12 protein-coding genes are annotated in these 16,158 nt (G+C 71.1%); 7 read left to right on the top strand and 5 right to left on the bottom strand.

Features of this window, described 5'->3' with window-relative positions:
* Positions 1 to 37: 37 nt before the first annotated feature.
* Positions 38 to 451, bottom strand: a complete 414-nt coding sequence (locus ACIPTO_RS11230) for an organic hydroperoxide resistance protein (protein ID WP_366312863.1) — start codon at positions 449 to 451, stop codon at positions 38 to 40.
* Positions 452 to 581: 130 nt separating this feature from the next.
* Between ACIPTO_RS11230 and ACIPTO_RS11225 the strand changes: the two genes are divergently transcribed.
* Positions 582 to 1,043 carry a MarR family transcriptional regulator gene (locus ACIPTO_RS11225; protein WP_366312861.1) on the top strand — a complete coding sequence of 154 codons (462 nt, stop codon included), beginning with the start codon at positions 582 to 584 and terminating at the stop codon, positions 1,041 to 1,043.
* Here ACIPTO_RS11225 and ACIPTO_RS11220 read toward each other — a convergent pair.
* The gene (locus ACIPTO_RS11220) at positions 1,003 to 2,799 is read right to left on the bottom strand and encodes a glycosyltransferase family 39 protein (RefSeq protein ID WP_401192083.1); all 1,797 of its coding nucleotides are present in this window, start codon (positions 2,797 to 2,799) and stop codon (positions 1,003 to 1,005) included. The two genes, ACIPTO_RS11225 and ACIPTO_RS11220, sit on opposite strands and share 41 nt — an antisense overlap.
* Positions 2,800 to 3,029: 230 nt before the next feature.
* Between ACIPTO_RS11220 and ACIPTO_RS11215 the strand changes: the two genes are divergently transcribed.
* The 3 genes from ACIPTO_RS11215 (at position 3,030) to ACIPTO_RS11205 (ending at position 6,397) form a co-directional block, all read left to right on the top strand.
* Positions 3,030 to 4,301: a glycosyltransferase 87 family protein gene (locus tag ACIPTO_RS11215; protein ID WP_401190914.1), complete on the top strand. Its 1,272-nt coding sequence runs from the start codon at positions 3,030 to 3,032 to the stop codon at positions 4,299 to 4,301.
* A 117-nt stretch (positions 4,302 to 4,418) separates the two neighbouring features.
* The gene (galE, locus tag ACIPTO_RS11210; RefSeq protein ID WP_401190912.1) at positions 4,419 to 5,399 is read left to right on the top strand and encodes a UDP-glucose 4-epimerase GalE; all 981 of its coding nucleotides are present in this window, start codon (positions 4,419 to 4,421) and stop codon (positions 5,397 to 5,399) included.
* Positions 5,399 to 6,397 (top strand): ADP-ribosylglycohydrolase family protein, encoded by a 999-nt coding sequence (locus tag ACIPTO_RS11205; protein ID WP_401190910.1) that lies wholly within the window; start codon positions 5,399 to 5,401, stop codon positions 6,395 to 6,397. Before galE ends, ACIPTO_RS11205 begins: the two co-directional genes overlap by 1 nt.
* Here ACIPTO_RS11205 and ACIPTO_RS11200 read toward each other — a convergent pair.
* Positions 6,384 to 7,010, bottom strand: a complete 627-nt coding sequence (locus tag ACIPTO_RS11200; protein WP_401190908.1) for a TetR/AcrR family transcriptional regulator — start codon at positions 7,008 to 7,010, stop codon at positions 6,384 to 6,386. The two genes, ACIPTO_RS11205 and ACIPTO_RS11200, sit on opposite strands and share 14 nt — an antisense overlap.
* Before the next feature lie 468 nt (positions 7,011 to 7,478).
* Between ACIPTO_RS11200 and ACIPTO_RS11195 the strand changes: the two genes are divergently transcribed.
* Both ACIPTO_RS11195 and ACIPTO_RS11190 read left to right on the top strand, forming a co-directional pair.
* Positions 7,479 to 8,396, top strand: coding sequence for an ABC transporter permease (locus tag ACIPTO_RS11195; RefSeq protein ID WP_366312850.1), 918 nt, complete (start codon positions 7,479 to 7,481; stop codon positions 8,394 to 8,396).
* Positions 8,389 to 9,261, top strand: coding sequence for an ABC transporter ATP-binding protein (locus ACIPTO_RS11190; RefSeq protein ID WP_366312848.1), 873 nt, complete (start codon positions 8,389 to 8,391; stop codon positions 9,259 to 9,261). The genes ACIPTO_RS11195 and ACIPTO_RS11190 overlap by 8 nt, the downstream gene beginning before the upstream one ends.
* A gap of 16 nt (positions 9,262 to 9,277) precedes the next feature.
* On the opposite strand, the gene ACIPTO_RS11185 is transcribed toward ACIPTO_RS11190, so the two are convergent.
* Both ACIPTO_RS11185 and ACIPTO_RS11180 read right to left on the bottom strand, forming a co-directional pair.
* Entirely contained in the window at positions 9,278 to 9,682 is a 405-nt protein-coding gene (locus ACIPTO_RS11185; protein ID WP_401190905.1) for a GtrA family protein, read from the bottom strand.
* 204 nt (positions 9,683 to 9,886) lie between these two features.
* Complete coding sequence (locus ACIPTO_RS11180; RefSeq protein ID WP_366312845.1) at positions 9,887 to 14,818, bottom strand: NAD-glutamate dehydrogenase; 4,932 nt, start codon at positions 14,816 to 14,818, stop codon at positions 9,887 to 9,889.
* A gap of 684 nt (positions 14,819 to 15,502) precedes the next feature.
* On the opposite strand from ACIPTO_RS11180, the gene ACIPTO_RS11175 reads away from it, so the two are divergent.
* Positions 15,503 to 16,069 (top strand): DJ-1/PfpI family protein, encoded by a 567-nt coding sequence (locus ACIPTO_RS11175; RefSeq protein ID WP_401190903.1) that lies wholly within the window; start codon positions 15,503 to 15,505, stop codon positions 16,067 to 16,069.
* The last annotated feature ends 89 nt before the right edge of the window (positions 16,070 to 16,158 follow it).

Here is a 16,158-nt window from a genome sequence, read left to right as displayed (position 1 = left end):
CCGGGGGCGTGGAGCGTCACGGGACTGCCGGGCGTGACTACTCGATGACGAGGTCGACCTCGATGTTGCCGCGGGTCGCGTTCGAGTAGGGGCAGACCTGGTGGGCGGTCTCGACGAGCTTGCGGCCGGTCGCCTCGTCCACGGTGTCGGGGAGCTCGACGCGCAGGGTCACCTTGAGGCCGAAGCCCTCGCCCTGCTTGCCGATGCCGACCTCGGCGGTCACGGCGGCGTCGGTGACGTCCACCTTGGCCTGGCGGCCGACGAGGCCCAGCGCGCTGCCGAAACAGGCGGCGTAACCGGCGGCGAACAACTGCTCAGGGTTGGTGCCCTGGCCGTTGCCGCCCATCTCGGTCGGAATGCCGAGCTGAAGGTCGATCTTGCCGTCGTTGCTGACCGCGCGGCCGTCACGGCCGTGGGTGGCGGTGGCTACGGCGGTGTAGATCGCGTCCATGGAAACCATCCCTCTCGGAAGTCTTTGCGGGGGTGACCGGCCCGGGTGTCCGGACCGCCTCACGGCCATAAGTAGAGCACACAATTCAATTGCGCACAACTAAATGGCCCACCCGCGCTATCCTGGGGTCATGACTCCCACGCCGACCACCGACTGGCTCCGCCTCGACCAGCAGATCTGCTTCTCCCTGAACGCCGCGTCACGCGCTTTCGGCGGCGTCTACCGCGTGATCCTCAAGGACCTCGGGCTCACCTACCCGCAGTACCTGGTGATGCTGGTGCTGTGGGAGCACGGCGAGCTGCCCGTCAAGAAGCTCGGCGAACACCTGCGACTCGACTCCGGCACACTGTCCCCGCTGCTCAAGCGGCTGGAGACGGCCGGTCTGGTACGGCGTGAGCGCAGCGTCCGTGACGAGCGGTCGGTGGAGGTGCGGCTCACCGACGAGGGCGTCGCGCTGCGCGAGCGGGCGGTCGAGGTGCCCCGGCGGATCCTCGGGGCGACCGGCTTCGACATCGACGAGATCCGCGCGCTGCGGGAGCGGCTCGACCAGCTCACCGGGGCGCTGGACGCGGCGGCGCTGGAGCAGGCGTAGCCGCGGACACGGGCGGCCGCATCAGCGGGGACGGGTCCTGCGGGAGCATGCGGCGGATGTAGAGGGCGAGCTTCACGCGCCCGTGCACGTACTGCCGCCCGCGCGCGAACTCCCCGTCCACGACGTCGAGTTTGACCCGGTCGGCCGGATCGCCCGGCACCCAGCGCGAGGGCAGCAGGTTCGACTGCGCGACGATCCACACCCGGTCCACCCCGGCGAGCCGCGCCCGCAGCTCCCCCGGCCCCACCTCGCGCCCGCTCAGCGTCCCCGACCTCGCCCCCGGCTCCTCCAGCGCCAGATCCCTGACCCCGGCGAACGGCCCTGGATACGCCGACGCCGTCACCCGCCAGAACGACGGCAGGAACAACACCGGTTCCCCCGGCCGCACTTCACGCCCTACGAGCGCGGCGACGGCGGCGAGGTTCTCGGGCCGACGGTCCGCGGAACGGTCGTCGCGGTAGCCGGGAAGACCGTGCAGGAAGGGGATGGCCACCGCGAGGACGCCGGCGAGGGTGAGGAGATGGGGGCGGAGAGGGCGGAGGGGACGGTGGAGGCGGTGGAGGCGGGTGGGGTGACGGAGGGGCGTGAGGTGTCCGGGGTGGCGAGGTCGACGGGGTGAGGAGTCGACCGGCTCGGTGGGGTGGGTGGTCGGCGGCTCGGGGGGTGCGTGGGCCGCGACCCCGTTCGTACCGCCGTCCCTCGTCCCGCGCGCGGCCCCGGGCCCGCCCCCGCTCACCGCACCGACCAGCTCCCGCCGCCCGCCGACGTGGGCCACCGCCCGTTCGGCCTCCGCGCGGCGGGCGCCCGGCACGCCCCGGCCCTCCAGCCACAGCCGACGCAGCGCACCCGCCACCCGGTCCGCCCCAGCCGCCACCAGCAGCGGCGCCCCGGCCAGCGCGTACAGCACATACCGCTCGTGGAACAGCGGGCGGAACTGGGAGACGGACAGCAGGAGCAGCGGCGGCAGCAGGAGCAGCGGCAGGGCGACCGACGCGAGCCGTCCGGCGCCGAGGCCGATGAGGATCAGCGCGATCGAGGTCCAGAAAACGATGCCGGTCGGGGCGACGGCGAGGAAGTCGCGGGCGAGGCGTTCGGTCGTGTCCCAGTCCGGGACCCTCAGCCAGGCCACCTGGGCCGACTGGCGTTCGGACACCCGGACCAGCGGGATCAGGACACCGGCGGCGACCCCGACCGCACGGATCCAGCCGCGCCACACCGCCCCGCGCACCCGCGCCGCCGCCAGCGTCACCGCGTGCGCGCAGAGCACCAGGACCGCGAACTCGTGCAGCAGAAAGGTCACGGCGAGGACCGCGCCGTACGGCCACCAGGACCGGCCCTCCAGCGCCCGCACCAGGAGCAGCGTCGCCGCGGCCACGCCGGCCGCGACGAGGGCGTAGGAGCGGCCTTCCTGTGCGTAGTGGCCGGTCAGCGGGGTGATCGCGTAGAGGAGACCGGCCCAGAGGCCGACGCGCGGGCGGGCCAGGCGGACGCCGATCGCGGCGACGAGGCCGGCCGTCGCCGCCGCGCCGCACACGGAGGGCAGACGGAGGACGACCTCGCCGGGGTGGACGGCGAGGACGGCGTGCATGAGGAGGTAGTACAGGCCGTGCACCGCGTCGACGCCGTGCAGCAGATGCCAGATCTGGGGCACCGTGCGCCGTCCGACCATGAACGTGACGCCCTCGTCGCCCCACATGCCGCCGCGGTCGAGCCCCCACAGCCCCAGCGCGAGCATGACGGCCATGGGCACGGCCACGGCCACGGCGTCCGCCCCTGGGCTCCGCTTCGTCCTTCGGCTCGGGCTCGGTCGCGTGCTCGGCCCCGCGCTCGTGCTCGGCCCTGTCCCCGTTCGCCGGAATCGCCGCTCGTTCTCGTCCTCGCCCTGGCTGTCCACCTGGCTGATTTTGTACTGTTAGCAAGCTCTTACCGACGATTGACGGTGTATGAGCATTCCTACGGCATTCACCCGGCTTACGATCCGACGTGATGAACGCCGTCAGCAGACACCGTCTCCTCGCCCTGACCCTCGCCTGGCTCGCCACCCGCGCGGGAATGCTGCTCCTCCTCGCGTACAACGGTCTCCCCCTGCTCGGCCACGGCGGGGTCGCGCGGGAGGTGTGGCGCCTGTACCTCCACTGGTACGGCGTCCTGTCCCACGGCGCGTTCCCGGCGCACGACCCGCTGTGGCAGTACCCGCCGGGCGCCGGGCCCGTCCTCCTGACACCCGCGCTGCTGCCCGGCCTGACGTACTTCCAGGCGTTCGTCGTCCTCACCCTCGCGACGGACGCGCTGATCACCGCGGTCCTGGCCCGCGCGGGCACCCGCCCCGGACACAGCCTGCGCGGCGCCGCGTACTGGATCGCCTGCCTCCCCCTCCTCCTCCACATGCCCCTCGTCCGCTACGACGTGCAGGTCACGGCGTTCGCCGTCATCTCCCTGGTGACGTTGTCGCGCTCCACGCGCGTGTGCGGCGCGTTCGCGGCGCTGGGCGCGCTGGTGAAGGTGTGGCCCGCGCTGGTGCTGCTGGGCATGCCGAGGGGGCGGCCGACACGGTCGGTGTGGACGTCGGCGGTGGTGACGGGGGCCGCGTCACTCCTGGTCCTCGTCGCATTGTTCAACAATCCTTTCGCCTTCTTGCGCCAACAGGGTGGCCGGGGCGTACAGATCGAGTCACTCGGGGGCACGGCCCTCGGCCTGGCGACCCACGTCGGCTGGCCGGGGCAGGTGCACTACCGGTACGGCGCGATGGAGTTCACGGGACCGTACGTCTCCTCCGTCGCCGACGCGTCCCTCGCGCTCACGGCGGTCGCCTTCGGACTGCTGCTCGTGTGGCGCGTCAGGGCCCGCCGCTGGACCGACGCGACCCCCTTCGACGCGGCGCTGAGCGCCGTGCTGCTGTTCACCGTCACCAGCCGGGTGATCAGCCCCCAGTACATGATCTGGCTGCTCGGCCTGGCCGCCGTCTGCCTCACCTCGCGGCACACCACCCAGCGCGCCGTGGCCGCGCTGATCGTGGCGGCGACCGCGGTCAGCTCCGTCGAGTTCCCCGTCCTGTACTCCCACGTCATCCACTCCACGGAGACGGGCTGCGCCCTCATGGTCGTACGCAATGGACTGCTGGCCGCCGCGGCCGTCCTCTCCTTCGTCCGTCTGTGGCGGTCGACGCGGCCGCTCCCGGCGACACGGCACACGCGCGTGCAGTCGCCCGGCCCCTACGGAGAGTCCCAGCCGCTGGCATCGGCGCACTCCGGCGCCTGATTGACTGAGGGGCGCAGCGCGTGGCGAACCCAGCGCGCGGAGATCCACGACGCGTGGGGACCCGAGCGCGTGGGGCGCGCGCCACCACGGATCGAGTGACGGAGGGGACGGCCGCACATGACCTGGCTGATCACCGGCGGCGCCGGCTACATCGGGGCGCATGTCGTGAGGGCGATGACCGGGGCGGGCGAACAGACGGTCGTCTACGACGACCTGTCCACCGGCATCGCCGAGCGCGTGCCCGACGGCGTGCCCCTGGTGGTGGGTTCGGTCCTGGACGCGGAGCGGGTGGCCCGCACCCTCGCCGACCAGGACGTCACCGGAGTGATCCATCTCGCGGCGAAGAAGCAGGTCGGCGAGTCGGTCGACCTGCCGTTGCACTACTACCGGGAGAACGTCGAGGGCCTGCGCGTCCTCCTGGAGGCGGTCACCACGGCCGGCGTCCCGTCGTTCGTGTTCTCGTCCTCGGCCGCCGTCTACGGCATGCCGGACGTCGACCTGGTCACCGAGGAGACGCCCTGCGTCCCGATGTCGCCGTACGGCGAGACGAAGCTCGCGGGCGAGTGGCTGGTCCGTGCGACCGGCAGGGCGACCGGGCTGTCCACGGCCTCCCTGCGCTACTTCAACGTGGCGGGCGCGGCGGCCCCCGAACTCGCCGACACCGGCGTCTTCAACCTCATCCCCATGGTCTTCGAGAAGCTCACCGAGGACGCGCCCCCGCGCATCTTCGGCGACGACTACGCCACCCCGGACGGCACCTGCGTCCGTGACTACATCCACGTCGTCGACCTGGCCGAGGCCCATGTCGCCGCCGCCCGCGCCCTCCAGGCCTCCCCCGGCCGCTCCCTGACCCTCGACATCGGCCGCGGAGAAGGCGTCTCGGTGCGCGAGATGATCGACCGCATCAACGCGGTCACCGGCCACGACCGCCCCCCGACCGTCCACCCGCGCCGCCCGGGCGACCCGGCCCGCGTCGTCGCCTCCGCCGACCGCATCACCACCGAACTGGGCTGGAAGGCCAGGCACGACGTCCAGGACATGATCGCGTCGGCGTGGGAGGGATGGGTACGGCTGCACCCGGAGGCCGCACGATCCTGATGGACAGCCCCTCCAGGACGGAACGCGCCCTGGGCGCCGTCCTCGGCTCCGCCGTCGGCGACGCGCTCGGCGCACCCTTCGAGTTCGGCCCCGAGGACGCCTTCTCCGCCCGCTTCCCGGTGCCCGGCCAGGGCGGCGAGATGTGCGGGGGCGGCGGCTGGGACCCCGGCGAGGCGACCGACGACACGCAGATGGCGGTCCTCGTCGCGGAGTCCCTGCTGGAGTGCGGCGGGCTCCGGCTGCCGGACCTGTTCGACCGGTTCAGGCGCTGGGCCGCCGCCGAACCGAAGGACATCGGCCTCCAGACCGAGGCCGTGCTGAGCAGCGGCGACCCCTGGGACCTGGCCGCCGCCCTGCACTTCCAGGCGAGCCAGCGGGGCGCCGGGAACGGTGCGTTGATGCGCGCCGCCCCGTCCGCGGTGCACTTCGCGCGCGCGGGACGCGAGGCGACCATGGATGCCGCCCGCCGCATCGCCGCGCTCACGCATGGAGACCGCGCCGCCTGGGAAGGCACCGCCGTCCTGCACGAGCTGATCCGCGTCGCCCTGGCCGGCGACGACCCGCTGCACGCCGTCGAGGAGACCCTCCGCCACGTCCACCCCGACCACCGGGAGCGCTACGCCGTCGTCCTCGCCCCGGACTGGCACCCCGACCGGGCCACCGAGTTCAACGGCGCCGTCTGGCCCTGCCTCGCCTCCGCCGTCTGGTCCCTGCGGACGACCTCCTCCTACGAGGACGCCCTGCGCGCCGCGATCGACCTCGGCGGCGACACGGACACCGTCGCCGCGGTCACGGGCGGCCTCGCCGGGGCGGTGTACGGGGGTGCGGCGATCCCGGAGCGCTGGAGCGAGGCCGTGCGGGTGCCGCTGCCGGGGTTCGGCGGGCGGGTGCTGCGCGCCGCCGAACTGGGCGAACTGGCACGGCGGTTGGACGAGCCGGGCCACGCGGACCCCGGAGTCGGCGGAGGCGGCCGACCCGTCGGCCCTACAGCGCCTTGAGGCCCTCCGTCGTCGCGCGGGCCAGCGCTCCCAGGTAGCCCTTCGGCAGCTTCGGGCTGCGGATGACCACGGCACGCCAGTACAGGGGGCCGGAGATCAGGTCGAGCGCCAGGTCCTCGTCCATGCCGGGGCGGATCTCGCCCCGCCGTTCCGCCGCCGCGAGGATCTTGCTGGCGACGCCCTCCTGGCCCTCGCGCAGCGCCTTCTGCATGGCGTCGGCGATCTCGGGGTTACGGGCCGCCTCGGCCTGGAGGTCCGGGATGATCTGCGAGGCGACGGGGTGCCGCAGCGCGCGTGACGTGACCTCGTACAGCATCCGGAGGTCGCTCTCCAGCGCACCGGTGTCCGGCGTCGGCAGCCCCATCACCGCGACCGCCGACACGACGTCGAGCACCAGGTGCAGCTTCGAACGCCAGCGGCGGTACACCGCCGTCTTCCCGACCCCCGCCCGTCGCGCGATCCCCTCGATCGACATCCGGGCGTATCCGACCGCCGCCAGCTCCTCGAAGACCGCCGCCCGGATGGCTTCGGTCACGTCCTCGCGGAGTACGGCCGCCCCGGCCGGGGTGCGGCGGCGCTGACGTGTGGTGGGCTCGTCGGCGTTCGTCGTCATGGCCCAAGCATAGGGGCGTTGCGACGAAACGGTTGCGTTCCGACGCGGGGCGCGTCGCGACGAAACAGGTTCGTCGGGACGCGACCGGTCCGTCGCCGCGACGAACCCGTCCCGTCCCGACGACGGAACCGTTCCGTCCGCGCGACGGGACCGTTCCGTCCTCGCGACGACACCGTCCCGTTCCCACGACGCCACCGTACCGACACCCTCACCGTCCACCTCGCACCCCTCCCCGCCCGGACCGTATCGACGCAACAGGCCCGTCCCGGCCCAAAACCTAACGGCCCCATCACATCCGTCACGACGAAACGGTTGCGTTCCGACGCTGAATCCGCCTACGCTCACGTTGCGACGATACGGTCCCGTCCCGACGTAAGAAAACGTAAAGAGAAGCGTAAGGAAACGTCGGGCGACGGGACACCGCAGCCGGACGCACGCACCCCCTCCCCCCGAGCGAAAGCAGCGGATGTGAGCCAGGTCCTCCACACACCGCCCCATGCGCCGGCTCCGGCCGACGAAGACGACCTCGCGGCGCTCGCCGCACGCCACGGCCTCACGGTCAGTGGCGCCCGCCCCTCGCTGCCCCAGTACGTCCGGCAGCTGTGGGAGCGCCGCCACTTCATCACCGCGTTCGCCACCGCCAAGCTGACCGCGCAGTACAGCCAGGCGAAGCTGGGCCAGGTCTGGCAGGTGATGACGCCGCTGTTGAACGCGGCGGTGTACTACTTCATCTTCGGTGTGCTGCTGGGCACCAAGAAGCACGTGCCGGACTACATCCCGTTCCTGGTGACGGGCGTGTTCATCTGGACGTTCACGCAGAGCTCGATCATGGCGGGCACCCGGGCGATCTCCGGCAACCTCGGCCTGGTCAGGGCGCTGCACTTCCCGCGGGCCGCGCTGCCGATCTCGTTCGCGCTGCAGCAGCTCCAGCAGCTGCTGTTCTCGATGGCGGCCCTCATCGTCATCCTGCTCTGCTTCGGCGTGCCGATCAGCGTCTCCTGGCTGCTCGTGGTCCCCGCGCTGTTCCTGCAGTTCACGTTCAACGCGGGCGTCTCGATGGTCATGGCGCGGATGGGCGCGAAGACTCCGGACATCGCCCAGCTGATGCCGTTCATCCTGCGCACCTGGATGTACCTGTCCGGTGTCATGTGGAGCATCGACAAGCTGACCAAGGCCGACGACCTGCCGCACCTGGTGGTGATCGCCCTGGAGACCAACCCGGCGGCCGTCTACATCGACCTCATGCGCTACGCGCTGATCGACAGCTTCCACTCCAGCCAGCTCCCCCCGCACGTGTGGGCGGCGGCGACCGGCTGGGCGCTGATCGCCGGCGTCGGCGGCTTCATCTACTTCTGGAAGGCTGAGGAGACGTACGGCCGTGGCTGAGCAGACCATCGAGTACACCACCGAGCGGACCCGCGTGGCCGCCGACAGCACCATCCCGACCGTCGTCTGCGACGGCGTCGACATCATCTACCGGGTCAACGGGACCGGCGCCGGACGCGGCTCCGCGACCGCCGCCCTGAACCGCATGATGCGCCGCGAGAAGGCCGAGAAGGCGGCGGGTGTCCGCAAGGTGCACGCCGTCAAGAAGGTGTCGTTCGTCGCCTACAAGGGCGAGGCGATCGGCCTGATCGGCACCAACGGCTCCGGCAAGTCCACCCTGCTCAAGGCGGTCGCGGGCCTGCTCCCGGTCGAGAACGGCCGTATCTACACCAACGGCCAGCCCTCCCTCCTGGGCGTCAACGCGGCCCTCATGGGCGACCTGACCGGCGAGCGCAACGTGTACCTCGGCGGCCTCGCCATGGGCATGTCCCGCGAGCAGGTCAAGGAGCGCTACCAGGGCATCGTCGACTTCTCCGGGATCAACGAGAAGGGCGACTTCATCACCCTCCCGATGCGGACGTACTCCTCCGGCATGGGCGCCCGGCTGCGGTTCTCCATCGCCGCCGCCAAGGACCACGACGTCCTCCTGATCGACGAGGCGCTCGCGACAGGCGACCGGTCCTTCCAGCGGCGTTCGGAGGAGCGGATCCGCGAGCTGCGCCAGCACGCGGGCACCGTCTTCCTGGTCAGCCACAACAACAAGTCGATCCGCGACACCTGCGACCGCGTGCTGTGGCTGGAGCGCGGCGAGCTGCGGATGGACGGGCCGACGGAGGACGTCCTGGAGGCGTACGAGGCCTTCACGGGCGGCGCCGACAAGCCCAAGGACGCGGCCCCGGGACCGGCTGCGGGCAAGGTCGCCTGAGGCCGGAGGGCGGCCGTCAGAGGTCCTCGTCCCGGAACACCCACGTGCGGTGGACCAGGAAGCGGAACGCCGACGCGAGCACGATCGACAGGGCCTTCACGGCATTCGCCTCCAGCGGACCGTGGAGGCCCGGTCCGTGGTGGCCGACGTGGAAGAGGCCGCTCTCCATGAGGACGCCGATGACGCTGAGGACGAAGAACAGGGCGATGCGGCGGGCGCCGGGGGCGTCGCGGTCGCGGTAGGTGCGGAAGCGGAAGCCGAGGTAGGTGGCGCCCATCGCGACGCGGCCGGCCACGACGGTCGCGAGCATCGCGGGCCGGCTCAGGCCGTGCAGCAGGGCGTTGAAGACCGCGAAGTTGACCAGGACACCGCAGCCGCCGACGATCCCGAACTTCGCGACTTCCAGGACGACCTTCCGCACCGGGCGGACGGAAGTGCCGGCCGCACGTTCCCCGGTGATGTTCGCAGTCACCCCACCAGGCCTGGCGCGGCCGAGTAAGCCCTCCCCTCGAATACCCCTGAGGCACGCCGTGAAAAAGGCGCCCCGGGCCGTCACGGCCCGGGGCGCCCTTCATCGTCCCAGGGACTGCGGACGAACTGTCACAGGGACACAGGGACACAGGGACTACGAGTGCGTCCTCAGCAGGGTGCGCATGGTGCGCATCGCCACCGACAGGTTGGCGAGGTCGAAGGTCTCCGAGCCCTGGATCTCGTCCAGGGTCGTGCGGGCCCGGCCCAGGATCGCCGTGTTCTTCTCCTGCCAGTCGGCGAAGCGCTGCTCGGGGGTCGAGGTGCCGTTGCCCGCCGCGAGGATGTCGGCGGTCAGGGCCGCGTGGGCCGCGTACAGGTCCTCGCGGATGGAGGCGCGGGCCATGGACTGCCAGCGGTCCTCGCGGGGCAATTCGATGATGCGGTCCATCAGCTGGGTGATGTGGAGGCGGTCGGCGAGGTCGTAGTAGACCTCGGCGACGTCCATCGGGTCCTTGCCGGTGCGGTCGGCCACCGAGACGATGTCGAGCGCCGGGAAGGCGGACGAGAACCCGGCCACGCGCGTGGCGAGTTCGGCCGGGACACCGGCGCCGGTCAGCTCGTCGTAGATCTCCTGGTACCACTCCAGGTCCGCGCCGCGCAGCAGCTTGGGGAGCTGGGACCAGACCTGCTCGACGCGCTCGCCGAAGAACTCGACGGTCTCGGCGAGCTGGAGCGGCTGCGGCCGGTTGTTGAGCAGCCAGCGGGTGCCGCGCTCGCACAGGCGGCGCGAGTGCAGCCGGATGCGGGTCTGGACGGGCGCCTCGACGGCGTTGTCGAGGGCCTCGACGCCGTCCCACACCTCGGCGGCGTGGAAGATCGCGCGGGCCGCGGTCTGCGCCCTGACGATCTCCTCCAGGGACGCCCCGGTCTCCTCCCGGAGGCGGTGCAGGAAGCTCGTACCGCCGGTGTTGACCGTGTCGTTGACCAGGACCGTGGTGACGATCTCGCGGTGCAGCGCGTGGGTGTCGATCTGCTCGGCGAACTTCTCGCGCAGCGCGGTCGGGAAGTAGGCGTGCAGCAGGGTGCGCAGGTACGGGTCGTCGGGCAGCGTGGTGTGCAGCAACTCGTCCGAGACCGTGATCTTCGTGTACGCCAGGAGGACGGCCGTCTCGGGACCGGTCAGGCCCTGTCCCTGGGCGAGCCGCTCGCGGATCTGGCGGTCGGTGGGCAGGAACTCCAGAGCCCGGTCGAGGTGGCCCTCGCGGACCAGGGTGCGCATGAAGCGCTGCTGGGCGTGGAGCATGTCCTTGGACTGGGCGAGCGCGTTGGCGATCGCGGTGTTCTGCGCGTAGTTGTTGCGCAGGACGAGCGCGCCGACCTCGTCGGTCATCTCGGCGAGGATCTTGTTGCGCTGCTTGACGGTCATGTCGCCTTCGGTGACCAGGCCGTTGAGCAGGATCTTGATGTTCACCTCGTGGTCGGAGGTGTCCACGCCCGCGCTGTTGTCGATCGCGTCCGTGTTGATCTTGCCGCCCTGCTGGGCGAACTCGATCCGGCCGAGCTGGGTCAGGCCCAGGTTGCCGCCCTCGCCGACGACCTTGACGCGCAGGTCGGCGCCGTCGACACGGATCGCGTCGTTGGCCTTGTCGCCGACGTCCGCGTGGGACTCGGTGCCGGCCTTGACGTACGTCCCGATGCCGCCGTTCCACAGCAGGTCGACCCGCGACTTGAGGATCGCCTTCATGAGGTCGGCCGGCGTCATCTTGGCGACCTTGTCCTCGATGCCGAGGGCCTCGCGGACGTGCGCGTTGACGGGGATCGCCTTGGCCGTACGGGGGAAGACGCCGCCGCCGGACGACAGCAGGTCGGTGTTGTAGTCGGCCCAGCTGGAGCGCGGGAGCTCGAACATGCGGCGGCGCTCGGCGTACGAGACGGCCGCGTCCGGGGTCGGGTCGAGGAAGATGTGCCGGTGGTCGAAGGCGGCGACCAGGCGGATGTGCTCGCTCAGGAGCATGCCGTTGCCGAACACGTCACCGGACATGTCACCCACGCCGACGACCGTGAAGTCCTCGGTCTGCGTGTCGACGCCCAGCTCCCGGAAGTGCCGCTTGACGGACTCCCAGGCACCGCGCGCGGTGATGCCCATCTTCTTGTGGTCGTAGCCGGCCGAGCCGCCGGAGGCGAAGGCGTCGCCGAGCCAGAAGTCGTAGCTCTCGGCGACTCCGTTGGCGATGTCGGAGAAGGTCGCGGTGCCCTTGTCGGCGGCGACGACCAGGTAGGTGTCGTCCTCGTCGTGCCGGACGACGTCCGCCGGGGGGACGACCTCGCCGGCCACCAGGTTGTCGGTGATGTCGAGCAGGGCCGAGATGAACATCTTGTAGCTGGCGATGCCCTCGGCGAGCCACGCGTCCCGGTCCACGCCCGGATCGGGCAGCTGCTTGGCGACGAAGCCGCCCTTGGCGCCCACCGGCACGATGACCGTGTTCTTCACCATCTGCGCCTTGACCAGGCCGAGGATCTCCGTACGGAAGTCCTCGCGCCGGTCCGACCAGCGCAGCCCGCCGCGCGCGACCTTGCCGAACCTGAGGTGCACGCCCTCGACGCGCGGCGAGTACACCCAGATCTCGTACGCCGGGCGCGGCGCGGGCAAGTCCGGGATGGCCTGCGGGTCGAACTTCATCGAGACGTACGCGTGCGCGTGCCCGTCGCGTGCCTGCTGGAAGAAGTTGGTGCGCAGGGTCGCCTTGATGACGGTCAGGAAGGAGCGCAGGATGCGGTCCTCGTCGAGGCTCGCGACCTGGTCGAGCGCCGCGTCGACCTCTTCGAGGAGGGCGTCGACGATCTCGTGCCCGGCGCGCTGCCGGTCCGGCGACATCCGCGCCTCGAACAGGGAGACGAGCAGCCGGGTGGTGTGGACGTTGTTGCGGAGGGTGTCCTCCATGTAGTCCTGGCTGAAGGTCGAACCGGCCTGCCGCAGGTACTTCGCGTACGCCCGCAGCACCATCGCCTGGCGCCAGTCGATCCCGGCGCTCAGCACCAGCGAGTTGAAGCCGTCGTTCTCGGCCTGCCCGGTCCAGGTGGCGGCGAACGCCTCCTGGAACCGCTCGCGCCCGTCGTCGCCGAGGTGGTCCCCGCCGCCGTTCTGCGGCTTGGGCATCCGCAGCCCGAAGTCGTAGATCCACGCCGTCGTACGGTCCGAGCAGCGCAGTTCGTACGGCCGCTCGTCGACGACCTCGACGCCGAGGCGGCTGAGGACCGGCAGCACGGCGGAGAGGGAGACCGAGGCGCCCTTGCGGTAGATCTTGAAGCGGCGCTCGTCGGGGGCGGCGCCCACCGGCTCGTAGAGGCTGAGCGCGAAGCCCTGCTCCTCGGTGAGCGCTTCGAGGTGGACCAGGTCGGCGACGGCCGCGCGCGGGGAGTGGTCCGCCTTGTAGCCCTCCGGGAAGGCGTTGCCGTAGCGGCGCACGAGTTCGGCCGCGCGCTCCTCGCCGCACTCGGCGTTCAGCGCCTCGCCGAAACCGTCCGCCCAGGAGCGGGCCGCCTCGACCAGACGGGCCTCGATGCGGTCCTTGTCGGCGTCGGACAGCTCCGGCAGCTCGGTGCCCTGCGGGACGCGGACCACGAAGTGCAGCCGGGAGAGGATCGACTCGGTGTTCCAGGCGGTGAAGTCGACGCTGATGCCGTCGAGCTCCTCCTTGAGGATGTCGATGATCCGCAGGCGCACACCCGTGGTGTAGCGGTCGCGCGGGAGGTAGACGAGAGCCGAGTAGTAGCGGCCGTACTCGTCCTGGCGCAGGTACAGGCGCAGCCGACGGCGCTCCTGGAGGTAGAGCACGGACGTGACGATGGAGCGGAGTTCGTCGACCGGGGTCTGGAACAGCTCGTCGCGCGGGTACGTCTCCAGGATCTGCAGCAGGTCACGGCCGTCGTGGCTGTTGGGCGAGAAGCCTGCGCCCACGAGCACCTCGTCGACCGTGCGCCGGATCACGGGAACCCGGCGGACGGACTCGGTGTAGGCGGCGGACGAGAACAGGCCGAGGAAGCGGCGCTCGCCGACGACCTCGCCGTTCTCGTCGAACTTCTTCACGCCCACGTAGTCGAGGTACGACGGACGGTGCACCGTAGAACGGCTGTTGGCCTTCGTCAGGACGAGGAGCCTGTGCTCGCGGGCCTTGGCCCGGGCGTCGGCCGGGAGCCGCTCGAAGGACGGGCTCACCGGGTGGCTGTCCTCGCCGCCGTGCTGCGGGTCGGAACGCAGGATGCCGAGGCCGGTGCCGGGGACGGCGGCCAGCGAGTCGTCCTCGCGCAGCTGGTACTCGCGGTAGCCGAGGAAGGTGAAGTGGTCGGCGGCCAGCCAGCGCAGCAGCTGACGGGCCTCCTCGACGTCGCTGGGAGGCAGGTCGGTGGCGGTCGGCTCGGTGGGCAGCTCGTCGGCCATGCGCAGCGCCGAGTCCCGCATCTTCTCCCAGTCCTCGACGGCCTCACGGACGTCGGACAGGACGCGCAGCAGATCGGCGGTGATCTGCTTCAGGTCGGCGCGGTCGGTCTCGCGGTCGATCTGGACGTGGATCCAGGACTCGGTGTGCGCGTCGTGCGGCAGCTCTCCGGCGGGCGGGGTGGTGAGCACCTCGATGAGCTTGCCGGTGAGGTCGCGGCGGACGACGACCTGCGGGTGGATGACGACGTGGATGCCGCGGCCCTGGCGGGTCAGCTCGTTGGTCACCGAGTCCACGAGGAAGGGCATGTCGTCGGTGACGACCTCGACGACGGTGTGGCTGCACGTCCAGCCGTTCTCCTCGACCGTCGGGGTGTGGGCCCGTACGTTCGCCGTGCCCTGGGGTCGGGTCTCGGCCAGCCGGTAGTGGGAGAAGGCGGCACCGAAGACGTCGACCGGGTCACGGTCGGCGAGGTCCTCGGGGGCGGTGTGCAGGTAGTAGCGCTGGAGGAACGCGAGCACGGTCTCCTGGTCCGGAGTGCTCTCGTCGGTCTTCCCGGTGGGTAGATGCCCCCCGACCGGGCTGTTCTCAGCTACCCGGGCAGCCCTCTCGAGCAACTCGGCCTTTGCTTCGTCCAGCTTGGTCTGCATTGTCCTCTGGCTCCTGTCGCGCGCCGTTGCGTGACGTAGAAGGAAGTACGGTCTCTTCCCCTGCGGCTCGACGCCACGGCCCGGGTTCTCCGGTCTGCTCAGACGCTATGCCGCAAGGTGAGATGAGCGGTGGGTTATCAGCCATTTTCGGCACGCCCGTCGGGTGTGACGCTGCTCTCGGTCGAGCCGCTGCCCGGGGTGTGCGCGGCGTCCTGGGAGCGTTGGCTCCGTCCCGCCCGCGAAGGCCCGCCATCGGACAGGCCCTGGGAGGACCAGCGACCGCCGCCCGGTCACGGATGTGTTCCGTGGTCGCCGGGCGCGGAGCAGGGGCGACGATGCCCCCGCGAAATATCGCGCTGATCACGCCACAAGGCTATCGCTCCTCACCGGGGGCTCGTCATGAGCCGGTTGTGTACAAAACAGAGGGTGGAACTTTGACGTTATGCACAGGGGCGCAAGGAGTGAAATCGTCGTATTCACGGGCAGTCGGGACGGTGACGACGTCCGGGCCCCGCGACCTCTTGGCAAGGACGCCGGGGCGCGGCACGTTGCCCATGACGGCCGGCGCGGACGCCCGACGCGGACGCGTGTCACGACCAAGACCACGACTAAGACCAGGCCCAGATCCACGACCAGGTCCACGACCACGGCCCCACAGCCACGGCCTTCGAGGAGCGCACCGACATGACAGCGAAGATCCTCATCGTCACCGGCGACGCAGCGGAGTCGCTGGAGGTCCTCTATCGCTACCAGCGCCTGCGCGAGGAAGGTTACGAGGTCCATATCGCGGCCCCCGAGCGCAAGAAACTCCGGTTCGTCGTCCATGACTTCGAACCCGGCTTCGACACCTACACCGAGAAGCCCGGCTACACCTGGCCCGCCGATCTCGCCTTCTCCGAGGTCGACCCCGGCCAGTACGCGGCCCTCGTCATCCCTGGTGGGCGAGCCCCCGAATACCTCCGCAACGATCCCGAACTCCGCACGATCCTCACGTCCTTCCTCGACACGGACAAGCCCGTGGCCCAGATCTGCCACGGCCCCCTGCTCACCGCCGCGATCGACGGCCTGCGCGGCCGGCGCGTCACGGCGTACCCGGCGCTCGAACTCGACATGCGGTCCGCCGGCGCGACCTTCCAGGACACCGAGACCGTCGTCGACGGCACGCTGGTCTCGGCACGCGCGTGGCCGGATCACTCCAGCTGGATGCGGGAGTTCCTCACGGTGCTGCGGGCGAAGGCGCCAGTGACGTGAGCCGGCGGAGCGGGTGAGGTGACGCGGCGCGTGAGGTGACCGGGGCGGTGCGGCTCCTGGAGGTGCCGGGTCTCGTGAGGCCGGCTCCT

The sequence above is a fragment of the Streptomyces sp. NPDC090083 genome, assembly GCF_044747445.1.
GTDB lineage: Bacteria > Actinomycetota > Actinomycetes > Streptomycetales > Streptomycetaceae > Streptomyces.
The sequence above is the reverse complement of the archived record's forward strand: the minus strand, read 5'-3'. Positions and strand labels throughout refer to the sequence as shown.

What these genes read in the sequence shown, in the direction of transcription:
- ACIPTO_RS11205 (WP_401190910.1), top strand. Translation starts at nt 5,399, where the DNA reads ATGGACAGCCCCTCCAGGACGGAACGCGCCCTGGGCGCCGTCCTCGGC.
- galE (WP_401190912.1), top strand. Translation starts at nt 4,419, where the DNA reads ATGACCTGGCTGATCACCGGCGGCGCCGGCTACATCGGGGCGCATGTC.
- ACIPTO_RS11230 (WP_366312863.1), bottom strand. Translation starts at nt 451, where the DNA reads ATGGACGCGATCTACACCGCCGTAGCCACCGCCACCCACGGCCGTGAC.
- ACIPTO_RS11200 (WP_401190908.1), bottom strand. Translation starts at nt 7,010, where the DNA reads ATGACGACGAACGCCGACGAGCCCACCACACGTCAGCGCCGCCGCACC.
- ACIPTO_RS11180 (WP_366312845.1), bottom strand. Translation starts at nt 14,818, where the DNA reads ATGCAGACCAAGCTGGACGAAGCAAAGGCCGAGTTGCTCGAGAGGGCT.
- ACIPTO_RS11175 (WP_401190903.1), top strand. Translation starts at nt 15,503, where the DNA reads ATGACAGCGAAGATCCTCATCGTCACCGGCGACGCAGCGGAGTCGCTG.
- ACIPTO_RS11215 (WP_401190914.1), top strand. Translation starts at nt 3,030, where the DNA reads ATGAACGCCGTCAGCAGACACCGTCTCCTCGCCCTGACCCTCGCCTGG.
- ACIPTO_RS11225 (WP_366312861.1), top strand. Translation starts at nt 582, where the DNA reads ATGACTCCCACGCCGACCACCGACTGGCTCCGCCTCGACCAGCAGATC.